At 62.5% G+C, this 22,003-nt stretch carries 22 protein-coding genes, 1 tRNA gene and 1 other RNA gene; 6 read left to right on the top strand and 18 right to left on the bottom strand.

The genetic code is table 11. The features are described 5' to 3' along the window. Window positions 1-65: 65 nt before the first annotated feature. The 4 genes from AC1DLO_RS15170 to rnpB all read right to left on the bottom strand — a co-directional run bounded on the left by AC1DLO_RS15170 (window position 66) and on the right by rnpB (window position 3,534). Window positions 66-950, bottom strand: a complete 885-nt coding sequence (locus AC1DLO_RS15170) for an HNH endonuclease family protein (RefSeq protein WP_476890601.1) — start codon at window positions 948-950, stop codon at window positions 66-68. A 168-nt stretch (window positions 951-1,118) separates the two neighbouring features. Next, the gene (locus AC1DLO_RS15165) at window positions 1,119-1,328 is read right to left on the bottom strand and encodes a hypothetical protein (RefSeq protein ID WP_184741645.1); all 210 of its coding nucleotides are present in this window, start codon (window positions 1,326-1,328) and stop codon (window positions 1,119-1,121) included. Window positions 1,329-1,415: 87 nt separating this feature from the next. Then, window positions 1,416-2,900: a glyceraldehyde-3-phosphate dehydrogenase gene (locus AC1DLO_RS15160; RefSeq protein ID WP_476890600.1), complete on the bottom strand. Its 1,485-nt coding sequence runs from the start codon at window positions 2,898-2,900 to the stop codon at window positions 1,416-1,418. A 245-nt stretch (window positions 2,901-3,145) separates the two neighbouring features. Beyond that, window positions 3,146-3,534: RNase P RNA component class A (rnpB, locus tag AC1DLO_RS15155), an RNA gene on the bottom strand. 56 nt (window positions 3,535-3,590) lie between these two features. Here rnpB and AC1DLO_RS15150 point away from each other — a divergent pair. Further along, on the top strand, window positions 3,591-4,355 hold the full coding sequence (locus AC1DLO_RS15150) for a YaaA family protein (RefSeq protein ID WP_476890599.1): 765 nt from the start codon (window positions 3,591-3,593) through the stop codon (window positions 4,353-4,355). A 71-nt stretch (window positions 4,356-4,426) separates the two neighbouring features. On the opposite strand, the gene AC1DLO_RS15145 is transcribed toward AC1DLO_RS15150, so the two are convergent. Together AC1DLO_RS15145 and AC1DLO_RS15140 are read right to left on the bottom strand one after the other, a co-directional pair. Beyond that, on the bottom strand, window positions 4,427-5,164 hold the full coding sequence (locus tag AC1DLO_RS15145) for a zinc ribbon domain-containing protein (protein ID WP_476914517.1): 738 nt from the start codon (window positions 5,162-5,164) through the stop codon (window positions 4,427-4,429). A gap of 190 nt (window positions 5,165-5,354) precedes the next feature. After that, window positions 5,355-6,272 carry a Nif3-like dinuclear metal center hexameric protein gene (locus AC1DLO_RS15140; RefSeq protein ID WP_476890597.1) on the bottom strand — a complete coding sequence of 306 codons (918 nt, stop codon included), beginning with the start codon at window positions 6,270-6,272 and terminating at the stop codon, window positions 5,355-5,357. A 145-nt stretch (window positions 6,273-6,417) separates the two neighbouring features. Here AC1DLO_RS15140 and msrA point away from each other — a divergent pair, with 145 nt between their 5' ends. From msrA to epsC, 3 genes are all read left to right on the top strand, one after another. Continuing rightward, on the top strand, window positions 6,418-6,942 hold the full coding sequence (msrA, locus tag AC1DLO_RS15135; protein ID WP_184741640.1) for a peptide-methionine (S)-S-oxide reductase MsrA: 525 nt from the start codon (window positions 6,418-6,420) through the stop codon (window positions 6,940-6,942). A 75-nt stretch (window positions 6,943-7,017) separates the two neighbouring features. Further along, on the top strand, window positions 7,018-7,953 hold the full coding sequence (cysK, locus tag AC1DLO_RS15130; protein WP_184741639.1) for a cysteine synthase A: 936 nt from the start codon (window positions 7,018-7,020) through the stop codon (window positions 7,951-7,953). 50 nt (window positions 7,954-8,003) lie between these two features. Further along, window positions 8,004-8,588 carry a serine O-acetyltransferase EpsC gene (gene epsC / locus AC1DLO_RS15125; RefSeq protein WP_078108643.1) on the top strand — a complete coding sequence of 195 codons (585 nt, stop codon included), beginning with the start codon at window positions 8,004-8,006 and terminating at the stop codon, window positions 8,586-8,588. Here epsC and AC1DLO_RS15120 read toward each other — a convergent pair. Together AC1DLO_RS15120 and gndA are read right to left on the bottom strand one after the other, a co-directional pair. After that, entirely contained in the window at window positions 8,585-9,418 is an 834-nt protein-coding gene (locus AC1DLO_RS15120) for an oxidoreductase (RefSeq protein WP_476890596.1), read from the bottom strand. The genes epsC and AC1DLO_RS15120 overlap by 4 nt on opposite strands. A 172-nt stretch (window positions 9,419-9,590) precedes the next feature. Further along, on the bottom strand, window positions 9,591-11,027 hold the full coding sequence (gndA, locus tag AC1DLO_RS15115) for an NADP-dependent phosphogluconate dehydrogenase (RefSeq protein ID WP_476890595.1): 1,437 nt from the start codon (window positions 11,025-11,027) through the stop codon (window positions 9,591-9,593). Window positions 11,028-11,259: 232 nt separating this feature from the next. Here gndA and AC1DLO_RS15110 point away from each other — a divergent pair, with 232 nt between their 5' ends. Then, window positions 11,260-11,988: a FadR/GntR family transcriptional regulator gene (locus tag AC1DLO_RS15110; protein ID WP_476890594.1), complete on the top strand. Its 729-nt coding sequence runs from the start codon at window positions 11,260-11,262 to the stop codon at window positions 11,986-11,988. A 36-nt stretch (window positions 11,989-12,024) separates the two neighbouring features. Here AC1DLO_RS15110 and AC1DLO_RS15105 read toward each other — a convergent pair whose 3' ends face one another. Genes AC1DLO_RS15105 through AC1DLO_RS15095 form a run of 3 tightly spaced genes read right to left on the bottom strand, consistent with a single transcriptional unit; the run spans window position 12,025 to window position 14,794 of the window. After that, window positions 12,025-13,098 carry an L-idonate 5-dehydrogenase gene (locus AC1DLO_RS15105; protein ID WP_476890593.1) on the bottom strand — a complete coding sequence of 358 codons (1,074 nt, stop codon included), beginning with the start codon at window positions 13,096-13,098 and terminating at the stop codon, window positions 12,025-12,027. Continuing rightward, entirely contained in the window at window positions 13,098-13,868 is a 771-nt protein-coding gene (locus tag AC1DLO_RS15100; RefSeq protein WP_476890592.1) for an SDR family oxidoreductase, read from the bottom strand. The genes AC1DLO_RS15105 and AC1DLO_RS15100 overlap by 1 nt, the downstream gene beginning before the upstream one ends. Window positions 13,869-13,882: 14 nt before the next feature. After that, a complete protein-coding gene (locus AC1DLO_RS15095) occupies window positions 13,883-14,794 on the bottom strand; it encodes an NAD(P)-dependent oxidoreductase (RefSeq protein ID WP_476890591.1) in 912 nt (303 codons plus the stop codon). A 71-nt stretch (window positions 14,795-14,865) separates the two neighbouring features. Here AC1DLO_RS15095 and AC1DLO_RS15090 point away from each other — a divergent pair, with 71 nt between their 5' ends. Beyond that, window positions 14,866-15,933, top strand: a complete 1,068-nt coding sequence (locus tag AC1DLO_RS15090) for a D-2-hydroxyacid dehydrogenase (RefSeq protein ID WP_476914516.1) — start codon at window positions 14,866-14,868, stop codon at window positions 15,931-15,933. 281 nt (window positions 15,934-16,214) lie between these two features. Here AC1DLO_RS15090 and AC1DLO_RS15085 read toward each other — a convergent pair whose 3' ends face one another. From AC1DLO_RS15085 to AC1DLO_RS15055, 7 genes are all read right to left on the bottom strand, one after another. Beyond that, complete coding sequence (locus AC1DLO_RS15085; protein ID WP_311770641.1) at window positions 16,215-17,570, bottom strand: MFS transporter; 1,356 nt, start codon at window positions 17,568-17,570, stop codon at window positions 16,215-16,217. 153 nt (window positions 17,571-17,723) lie between these two features. After that, on the bottom strand, window positions 17,724-18,521 hold the full coding sequence (locus AC1DLO_RS15080; RefSeq protein ID WP_184741631.1) for an IclR family transcriptional regulator: 798 nt from the start codon (window positions 18,519-18,521) through the stop codon (window positions 17,724-17,726). A gap of 290 nt (window positions 18,522-18,811) precedes the next feature. Continuing rightward, entirely contained in the window at window positions 18,812-19,336 is a 525-nt protein-coding gene (locus AC1DLO_RS15075; protein WP_476890589.1) for a methyltransferase family protein, read from the bottom strand. A gap of 116 nt (window positions 19,337-19,452) precedes the next feature. After that, a tRNA-Val gene (locus AC1DLO_RS15070) sits at window positions 19,453-19,525 on the bottom strand. Window positions 19,526-19,581: 56 nt separating this feature from the next. Continuing rightward, window positions 19,582-20,538, bottom strand: a complete 957-nt coding sequence (locus tag AC1DLO_RS15065) for an NAD-dependent protein deacetylase (RefSeq protein ID WP_476890588.1) — start codon at window positions 20,536-20,538, stop codon at window positions 19,582-19,584. A 5-nt stretch (window positions 20,539-20,543) separates the two neighbouring features. After that, the gene (locus tag AC1DLO_RS15060) at window positions 20,544-21,047 is read right to left on the bottom strand and encodes a peroxiredoxin (RefSeq protein ID WP_395893842.1); all 504 of its coding nucleotides are present in this window, start codon (window positions 21,045-21,047) and stop codon (window positions 20,544-20,546) included. Beyond that, window positions 21,044-21,466, bottom strand: a complete 423-nt coding sequence (locus tag AC1DLO_RS15055; protein WP_059387755.1) for a DUF3052 domain-containing protein — start codon at window positions 21,464-21,466, stop codon at window positions 21,044-21,046. Before AC1DLO_RS15055 ends, AC1DLO_RS15060 begins: the two co-directional genes overlap by 4 nt. Window positions 21,467-22,003 lie beyond the last annotated feature (537 nt).

The following is a 22,003-nucleotide window of genomic DNA, read 5'->3' as shown; positions in this document are numbered from 1 at the left end:
CTGACGCTCGCTCCGATCCTCAACTCGGTGGCGGCGGGCATCCCTCGACCGTGCTCTTGCTCGGATCAAGTCTTCATTCCCGTCGTCGGAATTGCCCCGCGTCCCGCGGGCACAAATCCGACTTTGGAAGTCCCGATAACGCGATCCGGCTGAGGATCAGGAGACCATAGTCCTTCCTGCCGCAGTGTGACCGCCTGACACAACCGCTTCGTGTGTATAAGTAAAACCGATCGGTCGCTTGCAACGGGCCCAGTGGGTCGGCAGGCGAAAGATGGGGAACGAAAGTGACACATGAAGCGTCCCCATAAAATTGCGGCGTCACCGGCACTTTTCTTCACGTTCGCTGGACCGTCGACGGCGATGAGGTTGAGGGGATCATTGGCGAGGCTTTGACGCTGCTTCGCGGTGAGCTGTTGGGCACCCTTCTGCCAAGCATCGCCGAGGGCCACCACATGGTCAATCTGCACGGCCGCGCTGCTTTCGGATCCTCTGCGGAAATGGATGTCCTGCCCGACGTAGGGCTCGCGGAGTTGTCCAGACGCGATCCTGCATTTGGAGCCTGTAGTGAACTCAACCGCCGTGAGGTCCCGCCTCAGGACGTCGTTCCGGGTATCGCAGCCGTTCCGGTCAACGTCGAGCCAGGCTTGGCCGAATTCGTTGCGGTCGTAGTTGTCCTTGGCGGCACGCCCCTTCACGGGGATCGCGTCTAGGGCATCAACGGCCAAACCGTCGGGAACTGGCTGCACGGACTCCACCGGCTTCATCCAGGCGGGGTCGAAGACGGGCGCTTCCGTGGGTCCATTGCCTGGGGATTCCGCGACGGCGAACTGGCCAGCGGCGAAGAACCATGCAAGGCCTCCAAGGGCACCGGCGACCAAGAGAATCAGCAGCACCCAGGCTTGAAGGGACTGGCGGCGGGCACGTCGATATGCAGCCCAAGTGGTGCTCAAGGAGTCGGATCCTTTCGAGGAGGAATACGTCCCTTGAGACTAGGTCAGGGCATCGACAACGAATGCCGATATCCACAGTGTGCAGGACAAGTCACTGTGCCGGAATCATCACCGCAGGGTAATGCCCTACGTCGGACAGATCACCGCGCAGGCGACTCGGGCGGCTTGCTATTGCTCCTTGGTGACGCGTTTCAAGTCATCAGCTGCGAGCTGAAGAAGTGACTCGAGTTGGACGACGCGGTCCTCGACGATATCACCCGCCGCGAACGCCCTCTTGGCCTCGTCGAGCAGGCGCTGGGCCTCTTTAAAGTTGGCTCGCGCCACGTCCAGTGCGTGTTCCAGGGTTGTGTCGTGTTCCAGAATCTTTTCGCGTTCCATGCGTCCATTCTGGTCAGGTTTCCCGGCTGATACCAGCGCATCAGCCGGGAAACCCCTGTGTGTCTTTCCTGGCCTTGGCCAAACCTGCTAGACGCCGGCCGGCTCCAACGAAGTGTTGACAGCGACGCCGCGTGCCGGGAACGACGGCGGGTTCACGCCGGCCATTTCTTCCATAACGCGCACTACCTGGCAGCTGTAGCCGAATTCGTTGTCGTACCAGACATACACCACGAGGTTCTTATCGTTCGCGATGGTGGCCAGGCCGTCCACGATGCCAGCACGGCGCGAACCGACGAAGTCGGTAGAGACGACCTCGGGCGAGTCGATGAAGTCGATCTGCTTCCGCAGCTCCGAGTGCAGCGACATCTCACGAAGGTAGTTGTTGACCTCGTCCTTCGTAGTTCCCTTTTCGAGGTTGAGGTTCAAGATGGCCATCGAAACGTCCGGGGTGGGAACGCGGATCGCGTTACCGGTCAGCTTGCCCTGCAGTTCCGGAAGCGCCTTTGCCACGGCCTTGGCCGCGCCGGTTTCGGTGATGACCATGTTGAGCGCGGCAGAGCGTCCACGACGGTCGCCCTTGTGGAAGTTGTCGATCAGGTTCTGGTCGTTCGTGAACGAGTGCACGGTTTCCACGTGGCCGTGGATGACGCCGAACTTGTCGTTGAGTGCCTTGAGCACCGGGGTGATGGCGTTGGTGGTGCAGGAGGCCGCAGTGACGATCTTGTCCGCGTCCTCGATGGAGGAGTGGTTGATGCCGTGGACGATGTTCTTAAGGTCGCCCTTGCCCGGAGCCGTGAGCAGGACGCGTGCGACGCCCTTGCTCTGGAGGTGCTGGGACAGGCCTTCGGCATCGCGCCAGCGGCCCGTGTTGTCGACCACCAGGGCATCCTTGATGCCGTAGGCCGTGTAGTCAACCGTGGAGGGGTTGTCTGAGTAGATGACCTGGATCTGGACACCATTGGCCGTGATCGTGTTGGCGGCCTCATCCACGCGGATGGTGCCTTCGAAGGAACCGTGCACGGAGTCGCGCCGCAACAGGCTGGCGCGCTTGACGAGGTCATTCTCGGCGCCCTTGCGGACAACGATGGCGCGCAGGCGCAGCCCGTGGCCGCCGCCGGCCTTTTCGATCAGGAGCCGGGCCAGGAGCCGGCCGATGCGGCCGAACCCGTAGAGTACGACGTCGGTGCTGGTGCGGTCGTCCGCGCCGCGGCGTCCCACGACCGCGGCGAGTTCGGCGCGGAGGAAGTCTTCGAGCGGGGTGCCCGGGGCCTCGGCCTTGTACTTCTCGTTGAGGCGGGCGATGTCGATCGCCGCGGCCCCGAGTTCAAGTTCGGCGAGGGTGTTGAGCAATGGCGCGGTTTCCTCGAGCAGGAGTTCGTCCTTGCTCATCCGGCGCGCAAAGCGGTGGGCCTTCAGGATGTTCATGGACGATTTGTTGATGAGGCTACGCCCGTGGATGCTGGTCACCACGTTGTTTTCACGGTACAGCCGGCCGATCACCGGGATCATGGCCTCGGCCAGCGCTTCGCGGCCCATCCACGTATCAAGACAAGAATCTGATGACTGGCTCACAGAACTACCTTCCTAGGGTCAGCTACATACGTCCTCGTACGTAGATGGCGGCCGCCCGGAGTAATCCTGCGGCACTGGCATCGGCGGGACTTCGGTCTGCCCGGACGCCTCGAACGTTGCAAAGAAAAACCGCCGGCTGCGAACGCAGAACCGGCGGTGGAACTTCTACGTTCAGTACCCATTCTAAGGTCTGGCACGGAAGGCTTTGGCAGCCGCGATGCGTGAATTCACTCACACACGGCTGGCGGATGGGACAGCCGATACGCCGGGTTCTGTCATTCCAAGCCGTTACCGGCAGGGAAGAGGCGGCCATCCATCTACGGATGCCGTTGCCGGCACCCTCCAGCGGCCTACCCGGACACTCGGGCGAGCAGCCCTCAAACGTGCCCTGTCTGGCCTTGCTCCGGGTGGGGTTTACCTAGCCTTCCCGGTCACCCGGGAAGCTGGTGGTCTCTTACACCACCGTTTCACCCTTACCTTGATCGCCTGTGCAGGCACACGCGATCAAGGCGGTCTGTTTTCTGTGGCACTGGCCTGCGGGTTACCCCGAGTGGGTGTTACCCACCACCCCGCTCTGTGGAGCCCGGACGTTCCTCGAGCCACTTGCGTGACGCGCGGCCGCCTGGCTGTCCCATCCTTTGTACAGTCTATCGTCGTCGAGCGGCGCTCCCGTCCCGGTAATATCGACAGGTGCTGATTCTCCTGCCGCCTTCCGAAGGTAAGACCCCCGCTGTCAAAGGCCCCGCCGTCGATTGGGAGTCCCTAAGCTTTCCGGAACTCAACAGCTACAGGGCTAAAGTGCTTGACGCCCTGGGTCTGGTCAGCGCGCACGAGGACGCCCTTGCGCTGTTAGGTGTGGGCGCATCCCTGAAGGACGACGTCGAACGCAACACCCGGCTCCACGCCGAACCAGCAGCCCCGGCCCATCAGGTGTATTCCGGGGTTCTCTACGACGCGCTTGGGTATAAGTCCCTGACGCTGGCACAGCGCCGCAAAGCGGCGGAGTCAATCCTCGTGGTGTCCGCCTTGTGGGGGGCCATTGGCTTCGGCGATCGCGTGCCCGCCTATAGGCTGTCCATGGGAACCGCATTGCCCGACGTCGGACGCCTCGCCTCATTCTGGAAGCCGCAGCTCACGCAGGCCCTCGCCTCGCGGGTGGAGGGCGAGCTGCTGGTGGACTGCCGCTCCAGCACCTACGCCGCGGCTTGGGCTCCGCCCGCGGCACAAACGGTCGCTGTCAACGTCTTTTCCGAGTCCAATGGAAAGCGCACCGTGATCAGCCACTTCGCCAAGCACACCCGCGGCGAACTGGCCCGGCATCTCCTGAGCCGTCGAGGCAAGGCTCCGGGAACCCCCGATCAATTGCTCAAAGCGGCAGCAGAGGTCTGGACCGCTGAACTAACGGAGGGGACGGCGCGCAAGCCGCACACCCTCAGCATCATCCTCCCCAACTGACTAGCAGTAGGTGTCGTTTTCAGCCCTGAAAACGACATTAACTGCGAGCCAGTTGGGTGGGAAACAGGCGGTTAGTTCCACTCGGCGGAGCGCACCAGGATACAGCCGGAATCCGGGCAGAAGACAATGTCGTCCTCGGCCGCCGCCCTGACCTCGGCAAGATCGCCGGCGCTGAGCGTCATGCCGGAGCCTTCGGACTTGCCATGGAACAGCCTGGCAGCCCCCACGCCGCGCTTGGCAAGGGTCTTTTCGTAGATTGCCAGCATCCCGGCGTCGAGACCGTCAGCGAAGCTGGTCCGCTGAGCGCRCACTTCCGTCTCCTCGGCAACAATCTCAGCGATCGCGGCGTCCAGCTCTGCACGAATGCCGGAGAAGGAACCCTGGATATCATCGACAATCTGCTGCTGCGCGGCTTGGCGCTCCCTCAGCCCGTCCAGGCGTTCGAGGATTTCCAGCTCGACGTCCTCAAGGTCGGAGCGGCGCTTGTTGAGTGACGCGATATCGCTCTGCAATGCAACGAGGTCCTTGGAGAGTCCGGTGCCGCTGTTCAGCCTGGCTTCGTCCCGCTCAATGCGGCCCGCAACTTGTTCGACGTCGGCTTCAGACCGGCGTAGTTCGGCTTCGGCATCGTGGACGGCGAGCTTCGCAGTTCCCAGTGCCCCGTTGGCCACGCCCAGGGCGTCCTGAAGATCGGTGATGCGGGGGTCGCTCTCCAAAGTGCGCCGGCGGTTGGCCAAGGATTTGAGCTTCGCGTCCAACCCCTGCAGTTCGAGCAATTTCAACTGTTCCGCCGGTGCTGCCTTGGCCACGCTTACCTCCGCTTGATCGTGCCGGAGAAGATACCCGCTCCCGGCCAGGCTCTCCAGCCTGTTTGTCTCGACTCTAGCGCCTAACGTGCTCCCCTGCCTCGCTACATCCCCACCGGCTCCCAAACCTCGCTGCGCTCGGTGTGGGTCCCTCGCCGGGGTGGGCCCTGGGACGGAGCTCGCACGCCAGGCTTTAGCCGGGAGTCAGGATGAAGTCCCAGGGATCGCTATTGGTGGAAGCGACCCGGATCTCGACGTCGTGCCCCTGGTCCGCGAGCACGTTCCCAAGCGCTTCGGCCGCGGCGGGCAACCATAGCCACTCGCTCGCGAAGTGCGATACGTCGATGAGGTACGGCCTCCCGTCAATGGCAGCTTCGCGTGCTTCCGACGCCGGGTGGTGGCGCATATCTGCCGTGACGTAGAGGTCCGCTTGGCTCGCCCGGACCGCGTCGAACAGACTGTCACCGGCTCCGCCGCACACAGCAACACGCCGCACCAGCCCGTCCTTGTCCCCGGCCACACGGACTCCCCCTGCTACCGAAGGCAGAATCTCGAACACACGCGCCGCGAAATCGCCCAGGGTCATGAGCTCCGGAAGGTCTCCAACCCGGCCGATGCCTTCTTCCGGCAGGCCGTGGGCAGCCGGGGCCAGCGGGACAACATTGTCCAGCCCGAACGCGTCGGCGAGGACATCTGAAACGCCTCCGACGGCGGAGTCCCCGTTGGTGTGCACGGTCAGCAGCCCGGTACCTGACTCTATGAGCCGGTGGACGGCGAGGCCTTTGGCGCTCGTGGCTGCCACAGAGGTGACACCCTTGAGCAGCAAGGGATGGTGGGTGACGAGGAGCTCGGCACCCCATTCAATGGCTTCGTCAATGGCTGCGAGGGTTGGATCCACTGCGAACATGACCTTCGTGACGGTCGTAGTGGGCCGCCCGACCACCAGGCCCACCTCATCCCAGTCCTCGGCGAGGGACTCAGGCCAGAGTTCCTCCACGGCCAGCAAAACCTGACCGAGCGTCGGGGTACTGGTTCCTGAAGTTCCGTCCGCACCGTCTTCCGGTTCTTCCCCGGATCCTGTATCTGCAACCGCGGTGTTCACAGCTTCCATGCACTACATTCTTGCGCATTTCGTGGCCATGACGCGCTTGCGCAACCGGACTGTCTGAGATTGCTGCCTGTGACGGCGTCTGCGCCGTCACACTCCCGTAAGGTTGTGCGGGAATCATCCAGGACTCCCGGCCATTGAAGAGATCATGAAAACTTTTGTGCTTGGCGGAGGCTGCTTCTGGTGCCTTGATGCTGTCTATCAGAAGACCAAGGGAGTCAGCTCCGTGGTTTCCGGATACACAGGAGGGCACATCCGCAACCCCGACTATTACGATGTCTGCTCCGGCATGACGGGCCACGCAGAGGTCGTCGCCGTGACTTTCGATGAGGACGTTATCCCGCCGGAGGTCATCCTTGACATGTTCTTTGCCCTGCACGATCCCACCACTCTCAACCGACAGGGCTACGACGTCGGAACCCAGTACCGTTCCTCGATGTTCTACACCACGACCGAAGAAAAGATCCTCTTCGAGGAAGCCATCCTCCGGAACCAGGAATTGTGGTCCAAGCCGATTGTGACCGAGGTCAGCAGGCTGCCGGAATTCTACGAAGCCGAGTCCATCCACCAGGACTACTACGCCAAGTTCCCGGAGCAGGGCTATTGCCAGGTGATCATCAACCCCAAGCTCGCCAAGGCCCGGAAATATTACTCTTCGTGGCTCCGCGCGTAGCAGCGTGTAGCACCGCTCGTTAGGCTGACCTCAGCAGTAGCTATTTCAGCGAATTCAGAGAATAGGCATGATTACATGGCACGGATCTACGACGACGTTACCCAGCTCATCGGCGGAACCCCCCTGGTCCGCTTGAACAGGCTCACTGAAGGCTTGGACGCCACGGTTGCCGTGAAGCTGGAGTTCTACAACCCCGCCAATAGCGTCAAGGACCGTATCGGTGTCGCCATCATCGACGCCGCCGAGAAATCTGGTGCGCTGAAACCGGGCGGCACCATCGTCGAGGGAACGTCGGGAAACACCGGCATCGCGCTGGCCCTGGTTGGCGCGGCGCGCGGTTACAAGGTCATCCTGACAATGCCAGAAACCATGTCCACCGAGCGCCGTGTCATGCTGCGCGCCTACGGTGCTGAGATTGTCCTGACTCCCGGCTCTGAAGGCATGCGCGGCGCCGTCGAAAAGGCCCAAGAGATTGTCGCCAACACAGAGAACTCCGTCTGGGCCCAGCAGTTCGCCAACGAGGCAAACCCGGAGATCCACCGCACCACCACGGCTGAGGAAATCTGGGCCGACACCGACGGCGGCGTGGACATCTTCGTCGGCGGAGTCGGCACGGGCGGCACCATCACCGGCGTCGGGCAGGTCCTGAAGGAGCGCAAGCCGGAGATCCAGATCGTGGCCGTCGAGCCCAAAGACTCCCCCATCCTGAACGGCGGCGCCCCAGGCCCGCACAAGATCCAGGGACTTGGCGCGAACTTCATCCCGGAAATCCTGGACACCAACGTTTACGACGAGGTGCTCGACGCAACGCTGGAGGACTCCGTGGCCACCGCCCGCGCCCTCGGCACGAAGGAAGGCATCCTCGGCGGCATCTCGGCCGGCGCAGCCGTCTGGGGTGCCCTGGAGCTCGCGAAGCGTCCCGAGAACAAGGACAAGCTCATCGTGGCGATCGTTCCCGACTTCGGCGAACGTTACATCTCCACCGTGCTTTTTGACGATATTCGCGGCTGATTGCAGACCCTGCGCAACCGCCTTCTTTCATTTCCTGTAGAAAGGTCTTTGTGAGCTTCTTCGCAAGACTTATGGAGGACCTCGAGGCCGCCCGGTCGCATGACCCGGCGGCCCGAGGCTCCTTTGAGAACTTTTTTGCATACTCCGGGCTGCATGCCATCTGGGCGCACCGCTTGACGCACAAACTGTGGCAGAACCCTGAGCTGCGCTTTCCGGCAAGGCTCATTTCGCAACTTGCCCGGTTCCTGACCGGAATCGAGATCCATCCAGGCGCGACCATCGGCCGGAGGTTCTTCATCGACCACGGCATGGGTGTGGTGATCGGTGAGACAGCGGAGATCGGCGAAGACGTCATGATCTACCACGGTGTGACGCTGGGCGGCCGCTCGCTGGCCAAAGTCAAGCGTCATCCCACCATCGGAGATCGGGTCACCATCGGAGCCGGAGCGAAGGTCCTTGGCCCCATCACCATCGGCGCGGACAGTGCCGTAGGCGCCAACGCCGTCGTGGTCAAAGACGCACCGCCCGAGTCGATCATCACCGGCGTTCCCGCAACGTGGCGGCACCGCGATGCCAAGAGCGAAACCAAACCGGCCGTCGACCCGGCCGAGTACTACATCGAATACCGGATCTAGGCAGCGAAGCGCTTGTAGGCGTTCCAAAACACGGTGTCGAAGGCCCGGTCCGGAAGGACCCTCCGCAACGTCAGGATGGTCCAGGCTCCCCTACCCACCGGGTAGCGGGTCCTGGGCCGTCGCGCGGTCGCAGCATGCACAATAGCACCCGCCACGGTGCGCGGGTGCGTCGACAGCGCGGTTCCCGACGTCGATGCCAAAGCGGCCGCGACGACGCCCGCCTGGTCCCGATAGGGTCCCTGTCCGGACACCGTCAGCAGGCTCTCCCCTGCGATGGTGCCCCATTCCGTGTCGGTTCCGGCGGGCTCGATGATTGCGACGTCGATGCCATGCGGCTTCAGCTCGAGCCGCAGCGAGTCGCTGAGGCCCTCGACGGCGAACTTGGTTGCGTGGTACCAAGCGCCCAAGGGTTCATACATCTTGCCGCCGATCGAGGACACGTTGATGATCCTGCCCGAACCCGCGGCACGCATCGCCGGAATCGCCAGTTGGCACATACGGGCGAGACCGAAGACGTTGACCTCGAATTGGCGCCGGCCCTCGTCGAGCGGTACCTCTTCCAACGAGCCGTAGGACCCGTATCCGGCGTTGTTGACCAGTACGTCGATCCGCCCCTGTTCGGCCAAGACAAGGTCTACGGCGGCCTTCATCGATTCTTCGACGGTGACGTCCAGGGACAACACCTTGATCCCCTGGGCTTTGAGGGGCTCCATCTTCTCGACCCTCCGCGCCCCCGCATACACCACCATCCCTGCTTTGCTGAGCTTGATGGCGGCTTCAAACCCGATTCCGGTTGACGCCCCTGTGACGAATGCGATGCGTTGCGGCATGGACTGCTCCCTCGTGTGGCGGGGTGTATTCGTGCACGGCCCGCCTACGGCAAAGGCCGGCGCCTCCCACAGTATCGGGGAAGTACCGGCCTTTGTCAGGAACAGAGTGGGCAGCAGGGTCAGTCTGGGCCCACGTGGCTTGGAGTCGACACTAAAGGGCCTGCCCCAATCTCTAGTGCGTGTCGACTGCCGAGATCTCGGACTTGTCTTCGCCCCACAGCGTGTGGAAGGTGCCTTCTGCGTCAACGCGGCCGTAGGTGTGCGCGCCGAAGAGGTCGCGCTGTCCCTGGATGACCGCTGCGGCGAGGCGCTTGCGGCGCAGTCCGTCGTAGTAGGCCAGCGAGGAGGAGAACACGGGAACCGGGATGCCCAGCTGGACCGCGGTTGCCACCACGCGGCGCCATGCCGGCAGGGCGCCGGCGATTGCCTTGGTGAAGGCCGGAGCGAACAGCAGGTTGGCCGGCTTCTCCTCTGCTGCGTAGGCGTTGGTGATTTCCTTGAGCAACTCCGCGCGGATGATGCAGCCGCCGCGCCACAGCGAAGCGATTTCATCGAGCTTGAGGTCCCAGCCGTATTCCTTGGCGGCCGAGGTCAGCATGTCCAGGCCCTGGGCGTAGGAAACCAGCTTGGACGCGTAAAGCGCCTGGCGGACGTCCTCGACGAAGTTCTCTGGAACGTCGACAGCGATTTCCTCGCCGGCGAGGAGCTCCTGGCCCAGCTTGCGCTGTTCCGCCTGCGAAGACAGGGCGCGTGCGAAGACGGATTCCGCGATGCCCGAAACCGGTGAACCGAGCTCGAGGGCGGAGATGACCGTCCAGCGGCCGGTGCCCTTCTGGCCGGCTGCGTCCACGACGACGTCGACGAACGGCTTGCCGGTCTTGGCGTCGACGTGGCCCAGAACCTCCGCGGAGATTTCGATCAGGAAGGAAGCGAGTTCGCCCTTGTTCCATTCGGCGAAGATCTTGGACTGCTCGGCCGGCTCGATTCCGGCGCCGGAGCGAAGGAGATCGAAGGCTTCGCCGATGACCTGCATGTCGGCGTATTCGATGCCGTTGTGGACCATCTTGACGAAGTGTCCGGCGCCGTCGGTGCCGATCCACGCGCAGCAGGGCTGGCCGTCAACTTTGGCGGAGATCTTTTCGAGCAGCGGGCCCAGAGCCTCGTAGGACTCCTTGGAACCACCGGGCATGATGGAGGGTCCGTTGAGGGCGCCCTCTTCGCCGCCGGAAACGCCGACGCCCACGAAGTGCAGGTCCTTCTCGGCCAGTGCGGATTCGCGGCGGCGGGTGTCCTCGTAGTGCGAGTTGCCGGCGTCGATCACGATGTCACCGGGCTCCAGCAGGGGAACGAGCTGGTCGATGACGGCGTCAACCGGCTTGCCGGCCTTCACCATGATCAGGACGCGGCGGGGCTTCTCGAGGGAGTCCACGAGTTCCTGGAGGGTTTCCGTGCGGATGAAGTCGCCGTCCGTGCCGTGCTTGGCCAGCAGGGCGTCGGTCTTTTCGACGGAGCGGTTGTGGAGGGCAACGGTGAAGCCGTTGCGGGCCAGGTTGCGGGCTAGATTGGCGCCCATCACCGCGAGGCCGGTGACACCGATGTGTGCTGACATCAAAACTCCAATTCATTCTTGTGCATTGAGTCCTGCTAGGAGCGAGGAAACGCTTTCTAGAGCAGTAGCTGGAATAAACCATACGTATTCGGACCACGTCTGGGAAAGTTGCGCCCACGTTTTGGAAACGTCCGCGTCACAAAAGAGTCTATGTTGCGAGCTCGCCCCCTGGGGAGTTCGCGGGCGCTCGGGCTTCCGGTGGCGGGCGGTCAACGCCACTATGCTTACGACTATGTCAACCAGTCTCCACTACCGCGCTGTCGAGCACCTGGGTACCCGGATCGTCGGCGGTAAGCTCCCCACCGGTCACGTCATGTTGGCTGAGCATCTTGAAGAGGAGCTCAAAGTGTCGCGGTCGGTGGTACGTGAGGCCGTCAGGGTACTGCAGTCTCTGGGACTGGTGGAAACCATCAAGCGTGTTGGCATCCGGGTCCTCCCCGCGCACCGCTGGAATCCCTTCGATCCGCTGGTCATCCGCTGGCGGCTGGCCGGAGAAGGCCGCGGCGCACAGTTGCGCTCCCTCGCCGAACTCCGCTCCGCCGTCGAGCCCGTAGCCGCGGAACTGGCCGCGGAAAACGCTCCGGAGTCCCTGCGAAGTGAGCTGCTGGAAATCTCCCTGGCCATGCGTGAGGCAGGCCGTACAGGCGACATGCCCACCTTCCTGGACCTGGACATCCGCTTTCACGCTCTGGTGCTGTCCGGTTCCGGCAATGAGATGTTCGCGAACCTGATCGGTCAGGTTACGGAGACCCTGACCGGCCGGACGGTCCACGGGCTCATGCCCGAACACCCGAAGGAAGCGGCCTTGCAATGGCATGTGGATGTGGCCCAGGGCATCAGCGACGGAGACGGCGACAAAGCCCGCGATGCCTCGTCCAACATCATGCGGGAGACCATCGCGGACTTGTCGCCCAGCTGGGAAGGCCAGCCTCGGGTTTTTGTTCCAGTCGAGCGGCGCTGACGGCTGCTCGCCGGCGCCGCTCGACTGCCTGAGAGCCTAGGCCACAGGCTGGAAGTTCAGCAGGACCTTCCCGGATTCGGCCGAGTTCCTGGCTACCTCGAAGGCCTCCAGACCGCGGTCCAGCGTGAATTCGTGGGTCACCACCGGATCCACGTAGAGCGAGCCGTCCGCGAGCGCCGCAATGACCTCGTCAATTTCGTTGTTGAAACGGAAGGAACCGAGCAGTTCGAGTTCGCGGGTGATGGCCAGCGAAATGAAGACCGGCTGCGGACCCGAGGGCAGCAACCCGACCATGACCACCTTGCCACCGCGGACGGCGCCCTTGATTGCGGATGCCAGTCCGAAGTGGCTGCCGGAGGACTCGATGACGACGTCGGCCTCCACCGCTGCGATCGCGTCGGCGTCATCGCCCTTCAGGACCTCGTCCGCACCCACTGCACGGGCGATCTCAAGCGGCTTGTCGTGCATGTCGACGGCCACGATCCGGGTTGCCCCCGCACGCTTGAGCACAGCGACCGCCAGCGCGCCGATCGGACCACTTCCGATCACCAGCGCCGTCTTTCCGGCCACGTCCCCGGCGCGGGCGACGGCGTGCCAGGCAACGCTGGCCGGCTCCACAAGCGCCGCCGTGCGTAAGTCCAGCGTGGCCGGAAGTGCCCGGAGCATGCGGGACGGCAGGGTGGCGTAGCGGCTGAAGGCGCCGTCCGTGTGTGGGAAACGTGCTGCACTGCCGAGGTAGGTGCAGCCGGGGGAAAGGTTGGGACGGTCTTCAGGATATTTGGCGGCGCCAGGAGCAGGGCTTGCCGGGTGGACGGCAACGGCGGTTCCGGCTGCCGGGCCGCTGCCATCGGCGGCCTGCTGGACCACGGTGCCGACGATTTCGTGGCCGAGTACCAGGGGCGCCTTGAGGATGGACTCGCCGGCCGCACCGTGAAGCCAGTAGTGCAGGTCCGAGCCGCAGATGCCACCGTAGGCGATCTCGACGACGGCCTGATCAGGAGCCGGTGCGCTGAGGGTTATGTCCTCGATGCGAAGGTCGCCGGCCGCATGGGCAACGACGGCGGGCGAAGTCCGGGGAAGCTCAAAGCCAGCGTGCTGGATATTGCTCATTAGACGACCACCGTCATTCCGCCGTCGACGAAGATCGTCTGGCCGTTGACGAAATTGGAAGCGTCCGAGGCGAGCCACACCGCAGGACCGGCGAGATCCTCCACGGTGCCCCATCGGTGGGCCGGCGTGCGGCCAAGTATCCACGAGTTGAAGTCGGGATCGTCCACGAGGTTCTGGGTCATTTCAGTGTGGATGTAACCAGGGGCAATGCCGTTGATCTGCAGGCCCGAGGCAGCCCATTCAGCGGTCATGGCGCGCGTGAGGTTGCGCAGGCCACCCTTGGCGGCGACATAGGGCGCGATCGTGGGACGCGCCAGGTCCGTCTGCACCGAGCAGATGTTGATGATCTTGCCGCGGCCTCGCGGGATCATGTGGCGTGCAGCTTCACGACCGACCAGGAAAGCGCTTGTGAGGTCGGTGGTGATGACCCGGTCCCAGTCCTTCACATCGAGGTCGAGCATGGCGACGCGGTGCTGGATGCCCGCATTGTTGACGAGGATATCGAGAGGGCCGACATTCTCTTCGACCCAGGCAACGCCGCGGGCTGCTTCGGAATCGCTGGTGACGTCAAACGCGCAGCTGTGGACGCGGCCGGGTCCGAAGTCCGCAGCCATGGCGGCTTCGGCGTCCTTGAGCCGTTCGGCGTTGATGCCGTTGAGGACGATCGTGGCACCGGCGTCGGCCAATCCGCGGGCCAGCGCGTTGCCGATGCCGCGGCTGGATCCCGTAACGAGCGCAACGCGCCCGGTGAGATCAAAGAGTCCACTCATAGTTGTTTCCTTACTTAGTTCAAAGGGCTTAGGGAAGAGTCGCTGAGGTTGGCGATGGCCTGGCGGACAACGGCGAGGTCCTGGTCGCCAAGGCCCTGATCAATCAGTTCGCGGTAGAGTTCGACGCCGGCAGTCGCCATCGGGACGGCGGCACCGGCCGCCTCGGCGCTTTCGAGCACGAAATTGAGGTCCTTGTGCATGAATTTCGCGGGACCCGTGGGCGTGTAGTCCTTGGCTGCAAGGCGTGGCCCGACGATCTCCAACACACGGCTTCCGGCAAGCCCGCCGGCCAGGACATCGAACAGGGCAGAAGCGTCCATGCCCGAACGCTCGGCGAGTTCGGCAGCTTCCGCAAGCGCCGCCGTCGTGGTCCCGACGATCAGCTGGTTGCAGGCCTTCGCCAGCGAACCGGCACCCAAGTTGCCCATGCGGCGGACCGTGGTGCCCATGGCCTGAAGCACGGGAAGCACCTGTTGGAAGTCTTCCTCTCCGGCTCCCACCATGATGGCCAGCGTGCCATCCTGCGCACCTTTGGTCCCGCCGCTCACAGGGGCGTCGACGACGACAGCGTTCCCGCCACTGGCGTCATGGACCGCTCTGCCGAATTCCTGGACGGCCGTGGGAGACACACTGCTCATGACGACAATTGTGGTTCCAGGGAGCGGGCTGGCCGAACGCCAGGAGTCGAGCAGCGGCGCGGCCGCGTCTTGGATATAAGAGAGATCCGGAAGCATGAAGATAATGGCGGCTTGGTCGCGCAGTCCGGCAACCGATTCCGAACGTTTCCCGCCGAGCTTCTCCAATTCGGCCAGTGCCTCGGCCGAACGGTTCCAAGCGGTCACTTCCCAGCCGCTGGCAAGTAGATTGGCGGCCATGGGGAAGCCCATGAGCCCGAGCCCCACAAAACCTACAGTCCTGGCAGTCATGTCCCGTTGCACCTCACTTCTTTGTGGTTCATATTTTCAAAAACTGTTCAATATCCTAGCCGCAATTCAGTATGATGAACACTATGACGACTGATGAACTTACCATCGCGATCGCAGTCCCGCTCGAAGCTGAGCATGTGGAGCGTATCCGCGCAGTAGATCCCGGCATTACTGTCCTTTACGAACCCGAGCTACTTCCCCCGGAACGCTTCCCGGCGGACCACTCCGGCGATCCGGACTTCAAGCGCACTCCGGAACAAGAGGAGCGCTACTGGTCCATGCTGAACAAGGCACAGGTCCTTTACGGTTTCCCCAATGAAAACCCGGCCGGACTGGCCCGCATCGCCCAGAGCAACCCGCACCTGCAGTGGATCCACGCCATGGCAGCGGGCGCCGGCGGCGCGGTCAAGGCTTCCGGCCTCGACAGCGAGACTCTGCAAAAGTTCAAGGTGACCACCTCCGCGGGCGTGCATGCCCTTCCGCTTGCGGAGTTTGCCGCCCTTGGCATCCTCAACGRCTTCAAGCGGAGCGCGGAACTCGCACAGGACCAGGCCGCCAAGGTCTGGCCAGAGCTACGAACTCCCACCAAACTTGTGAACGGTTCCAAGCTGGTCATCACCGGCCTCGGCGAGATCGGCATGGAAACTGCCCGCATCGCCCGCGCGTTGGGCATGAAAGTCAGCGGAACCAAGCGGAACGTCGAAACCATCGAGGGAATCGACGAAGTGGCCAACAACCAGGGCCTGGCAGGGCTCCTGGCGTCGGCTGACGCGGTCGTCAACACCTTGCCCGGCACGCCGTACACGGAGAAGCTCTTCAACAGCGAGGTCTTCTCGGCCATGAAGCCCGGCACGGTTTTTGTCAACGTTGGCCGCGGAACCGTGGTTGATGAGGAAGCGCTCCTCGAAGCCCTGGAAAATGGCCAGGTTTCCTACGCCTGCCTGGACGTTTTCGCCGTCGAGCCGCTGCCCCAGGACAGCCCACTGTGGAACCATCCGAAGGTCATGGTCTCCCCCCACACCTCGGCACTCAGCGCCGCAGAGAACCGCCTCATCGCCGAGCGCTTCGTCAGCAACCTGCGCACCTTCCTCGACGGCGGGGAACTCCCCCATCTGGTAGACACGGTGCACTTCTACTAAACCGTCCGCAACCAGCGCATTGCCCTTGCGGCCTCTCCGGTATTCCGGAGGGGCCGCTTTGCTGTGCGGCGGGCTTGCTGTACGAAGGCTTTGCTGTCCGGCGGGCTTGCTGTGCCAAACCAGGGCCTGTTTGCCATTCCGGCGCAACTAGCCGCCCATCTCCAAAACAAGCTCCGAGCTGGACCACGAACGCCGTGCATGACCCGCGCGCAACAAAGCGAGGCCCCCTCCGAACTTCGGAGGGGGCCACCACTGCTTGCCACGTCGTGGTACCGGGATCCTTACTTCGCGTCCTCCAGGGAAAGGAGGTCGCGGCCGGCTGTTTCCGGGGTGAAGAACGTGGTGATGTATGAAATCAGCGCCAGGACCAGCGAGTAGACCGCCAGGACCACCCAGGAGTTGCCTGTCACGGCAAGGAAGGCGGCACCAACCAGTGGAACGAGTCCGCCAGCCAGGACGGCAGACAGTTCGCGGCTCAATGCCACTCCGGTGAAACGGTACTGCGAGCCGAAGAGCTCAGGCAGCAGCGGGCACTGCGGGCCAAGCATGGACTGCACGCCAAGTGCGATGCCGACCACCATGACGGCCCACACGAGGGTGACGTTGCCGAGGGTCACCAGGTAGAACGCGGGAATCGCGAAGATTGCCTGGAACAGGGCGCCATAGCGGTAAACCTTGACGCGACCAATGCGGTCAGACAGGGCACCGAAGGAGACCACCATGACGGCCGCGAAGCCTGCTGCGATCAGAAGACCGACCGGGCCGATGAACTTGTCGCCAGGGAAGACGCCTTCCTTGACCGACATGAAGGAAATGAGCAGGGTCGAGTAGATCGAGGAGTTGCCGTTCTCGCCCATGCGGAGGCCAATTCCGATCAGCACGTTCTTCTTGGAGTGCCTCACGAGCTCGCCAACGGGGTTCTTCACCACGTTCTTGTGCTTTTCCAACTCTTGGAAGACCGGGGTCTCCTTGAGCCGGAGGCGGATGAAGACGGCCACGATGATCAGGATGAAGCTGGCGAGGAACGGCACGCGCCACAGCCAGCCTTCGAGTACGCTCTTGTTGGCCATGCCAATCAGCGCGAAGGTGCCTGCACCGAGGAGGGTCCCGAGCTGAATGCCAACGAACGGCAGTGACGCGAAGTAGCCGCGGCGCTTGGGTGGAGCGACTTCGGAGATCAGCGTGGTTGCGCCTGCCTGTTCAGCTCCGGCGCCGAGGCCCTGGATGATGCGAAGCGTCACGAGCAGGACAGCGCCAAGCATGCCTGCCTGGTCGAACGTCGGCAACAAGCCGATCGCGAAACTGGCAAGGCCCATCATGCCGATGGTCATGAGAAGGACCATCTTGCGGCCGAAGCGGTCTCCGATGAATCCGAAGAAGATACCGCCGAAGGGCCGCGCCGCGAATCCAACACCATAGGTTGCGAACGACGCGATCAATGCGCCGCTTTCACCCAAAGGCTTGAAGAACAGCGGTCCGAAGATCAGGGCCGAAGCCAGGCCGTAAATGTAGAAGTCGTAGTACTCCAGGGCGGATCCTACGGAGCTGGCAAGAGTTGCCCTTCGCAGCTGTTCCGGCTCAACTACTGCGCCGTCCATATCAGCAAGCTTTGTCTTAGTACGAGTTGTCACAAGCACTCCCTCAAGAACACTCCAGACCCCCGTTGGCCTGGCGAGATAGCGTCAGCCGCCATGGCGTGAATCACTATATTGAACAGAGTACAGCACGTTGGACAAGTTTCAAGTGGTGTAATCAGATTTATGTATGACCCCCTCGGACTGCGAGATCAGTTAGCCCATCGGGTTGCCTAGCGAGTGGGCGAGCTCCTTAAGCTCCTTCACCATCAGGGCAGCCTGTTCCTCGGAGAATGTGGCCTTCAGGGCAGTCACCGAGAGACCGAGGCTAGGGCCGTGTGCCCCATGGGTAGGCACGGGCACGGCAAGGCAAACCACGCCAAGGGTGGATTCCTCGTCCTCCAGGGCGTAGCCCTGCTTGCGGATGGCAAGCACCTGGGACTTGAGTTCAGCGGCACTCCGAAGGGACTTGGGAGTCATGACAGGAAGTTCCACATCGTCCGGGAACATCTCTTCGATGTCATGGTCATGAAGCTGGGCTAGGAGCACTTTGCCGACTGCACTCAGGGAAAGCGGCATTTTGTCGCCGATGTTTGACGTAAGTCGAACGGCCGGGTGGCCTTCGTAGCGCGCCAGGTAGATGATGTGATCGCCGTCGATCATCGCGATCCGAACCGTTTCGCCGGACAGCGTTGGCGCCTGCTCGCAGAACTTGTAGAACTCCTGAACCTCGTCGAGCCGGCTGAGGTAGGCGGCACCAAGTTCAACCAGTTTCCGTCCGAGCGAGAAGTCGGCACCTTCGCGGGTTATAAGCCGGGCCTCCTCGAGGGCAAGCAGCAGGTTTGACGTGGAGGATTTCGGAATCCCCAGCTCCCTCGAAAGGTCACTGAGTGTCAGCCGACCCGAAGGAGCTTCAGCCAAGGCGTCCAGTACGGCAGCTGCGCGAGTCACGGCCGGCGCCGGCGAGGAGCTACCCAATCCATCGGCGGAACGGGGAGTGCGGGAATCGGCCATGATTCTCCTTCGCAATAGTGCGTCTGGCGCAGAGCGGGCGCGTGCCGGCCAGAAATGCCGCCCTAGGGCAGCTGAACTCCGACCACGGCAATCACGCTTGTTCAATCCACTGAACAAATACCATCATAGTGGCTCACGGCTGGAAGGAGCCGTCCCGGACGTAGAACACCCTTCCTTCCCATATCCAGAAATTCTCTGTATATTCATCTTTGAGCTCTCCACCGCGGCATCCCCCAATAGTCGCGGTGGAGAGCTCTTCCAATTCCCCGCAGAACTGATCAGGTCCGACGCTAGCTCTGCCGCCAAGGGGTGAACCTCGGGAGCCAGCGCGGGACGTTGGCGCGGTAATCCTCATACTCCGCTCCGAATCTACGTGCGAGCGTTGGCTCCTCATACAATCTGACGAAGGCCACCACCGGAACCGCGCCCAGCGCCGCCAGGCCGAACAGCTTCGGCTGTCCCAGCAGGAGGCCCTGTCCGGTGATTGCAGCGCCAATTCCCACGTATATGGGGTTCCGCACGAATCTGTAGAACCCGCTGACTACGAGGTTCTTCGGCGGCGCAAAGGGTGCCGGGGTGCCCATTCCCTCAAGGGCGAACCGGACAAACGAATTGCTGATCACCGCTGCACCAGCGCCGATCAACAGAACACCTGCGCACTGGGCCGCCAGTCCGCCCGGCACGGGCCGTTGCACTTTCCAGCGGGTCACCACCCACGGCACCAAACCTGCGACGGTTGCCGGGGCAGCGGCGAACACCGCCGTTCCGATCTTCGCCAGCCTCTTGTCACGCGCTGCATCTCCGGACGCTGTCATGCTGCCATTCTGAACCGCCAAATGATTGGCGACAACCACCGGAGCCCCAACACACATGGAATAAAAGAAAGAGCCCCTGAGCTGCGTTTTCGCAGCTCAGGGGCTCTTTCATTGGGTGGGTCCTACCGGGATCGAACCGATGACATCCACGGTGTAAACGTGGCGCTCTACCAGCTGAGCTAAAGACCCAAACACTGATTTCAACGCCTTCGACGCTTCAACCAACGAACATGTACTCTACCGGATCATTCGCCCGGAACACTAATCGGCGAATCCGCGGGCAGCAGATCGGGAAGTTCCGCGGCAAGCCACGCCAACGCGCCGCTGACCCCGGCTTCCACTTTGAGGCTCGCGAACTCGTCGCCGCGGGTCGGTCCTCGGTTGATGATCACCACAGGCTTGCCGAGTTTGGCTGCATGTCTGACGAACCTCAGGCCGCTCATGACCGTCAACGAAGATCCAGCCACCAGGAGGGCCCCGGCTTCGTTCACCATGGAATAGGCTCGCTGCACCCGATCTTTGGGCACATTTTCGCCGAAGTACACGAAGTCGGGCTTGAGCGTTCCTCCGCAAACAGGGCAAACGGCGACGACGAAAGATCGGATGAGCTCGGGATCCTCCACAGAGGCATCCGCGTCGGGAGCCATTTCCACGACGCCGGAAGCTTGGGCAGCCTCCAGGAATCCTGGATTGATTTCCTCAAGGATGGATGCCACGAGCCTTCGCGTGAAGACGTGTCCCCCGTCAAGGCAAATCACGCGATCATAGCGGCCGTGCAAGTCCACCACGTTGACGCTGCCTGCGTCCTCATGCAGGCGGTCCACGTTTTGCGTGATGAGTCCCGTGATCAGCCCGCGGCGCTCAAGGAGGGCGACGGCGGCGTGCCCGGCATTGGGATCCGCATGCCGGAGATGGGACCATCCAAGGTGGTTCCTCGCCCAGTATCTGCGCCGGTTGGCGGAACTTTCAATGAACTCCTGGAAGGTCATGGGATTCCGTGGCGCGGCTCCGGGACCCCTGTAGTCAGGGATTCCGGAATCCGTACTCAGGCCGGCGCCTGTCAGAACAGCAAGCCGCTTGCCGCCGAGAATCACTGCGGCTTGGCGGAGAGCTTCGAGCTCATCAGCGTCCAACCCAACCGTGCGAGCCGGCGGCAGAATGGCAAAGCCAGTCATTCCGACGCCGGGCCGCTGGGTACTCATCGGCATTAGGCCTGGCCGAGCCCGGACAACGCCTCACGATATTCCGCTAGATCGCGTGCTTGGCCGCGCGGATTGACGACGACATAACGGACGATGCCCGCGGCATCGATGATGAACGTGCCCCTCAAGGACATACCGGTAGCGGAGTCGAACACCCCATACTTTTCAGCGACCGCGCCGTGCGGCCAGAAGTCGGCCAGCAGATCAAACTCGTAGCTTTCCTTCTCCGCGTAGGCCCGTAAAGCAAACTTGCTGTCAACCGATATGCCAAGGACAGTGGCGTTGGCATGTTCGAAAATACCGAGATTGTCACGGATCTCACACAGTTCCCCGGTGCAGATCCCGGAGAAGGCGAAGGGATAGAACACAAGCACAACGTTGCGGCCGCGAAGACCGGACAAACGAACCGGCTCCCCATACTGGTTCACCAGCTCAAAATCCGGGGCTTCCTGGCCTACAACGGGAACTCCGGGGCGCAGCCCGGCAGGGTTCAACTTGGTGTGCGTCACTTGTTCTTCTTGCGTGCCACCAGCCGGGTAGCGCTCCAGTCCTTGGAGACGCCTGCCGAAGTAGTGCAGTGCAATCCCGCCGTAGGAGCTGCGTCCTGAATATCCGAGGGCGACACGTAGTTGTCGCGGCCCGATTTAGGAGTCAGAACCCAAACCACACCGCCTTCACCCAAGGTAGTCAGTGAATCCACCAGCGCATCAACAAGGTCTCCGTCGCCGTCGCGCCACCAAAAAATGACGGCATCCACTACCTCGTGATCGTCTTCATCGAGCAGTTCGGAACCAGTGAGTTCCTCAATGTCATCACGCAAATCGAAATCGACGTCATCGTCGTAACCGAGTTCCTGAATCAGATCCCCATCTTTGAAACCCAATCTTTCCGCCACATTTACCGATGTGGCGGCGTCGGCCTCGCTCACGTTTCCTCCTCTTGAAGTGATTTCGATTACTACAAGCCAACACCCTTTGGGCGTGGGCTTCAAGCCATTGTCCCGCGTTCCGCCATATTCCGCGCTCCAGCCACGCCTGCGTCGGGCTACAGCCATGAGTACATACGATGTAACAGTTTGAGTGTGACATACAACGCCATGGCGGCAGTGTGGCTACGCATCGCGGCTCGTACAAAGCTACAGTGGCCAGTGAAGACTTTGGCTGCAAGGGCAACCGCCCGCCGCGAATAGCGCAGCTTGAGCTCAAGAGAACCTGTCCGGCGCACATGACCGGGCTGTTGTAACCGATATGTCGCACACGCCGCGTTCATGACGGGCAGTTACCCTGCCGGACCTGAGGCGACGATGGATGCGCCAAAAGAGAGGTTGGACGTGGCTGCAGGAGAAGAGACCTCACACATCCTTAGCGGGTTGACTTCCCAGCTGCCTGATCGTGATCCGGAAGAGACTGCCGAGTGGGTTGAGTCTTTGGATGCGTTGATCAGGGAGCAGGGCACGGAGCGGGCG

This window comes from Arthrobacter sp. 01T419 (assembly GCF_056398865.1).
The sequence above is the reverse complement of the archived record's forward strand: the minus strand, read 5'-3'. Positions and strand labels throughout refer to the sequence as shown.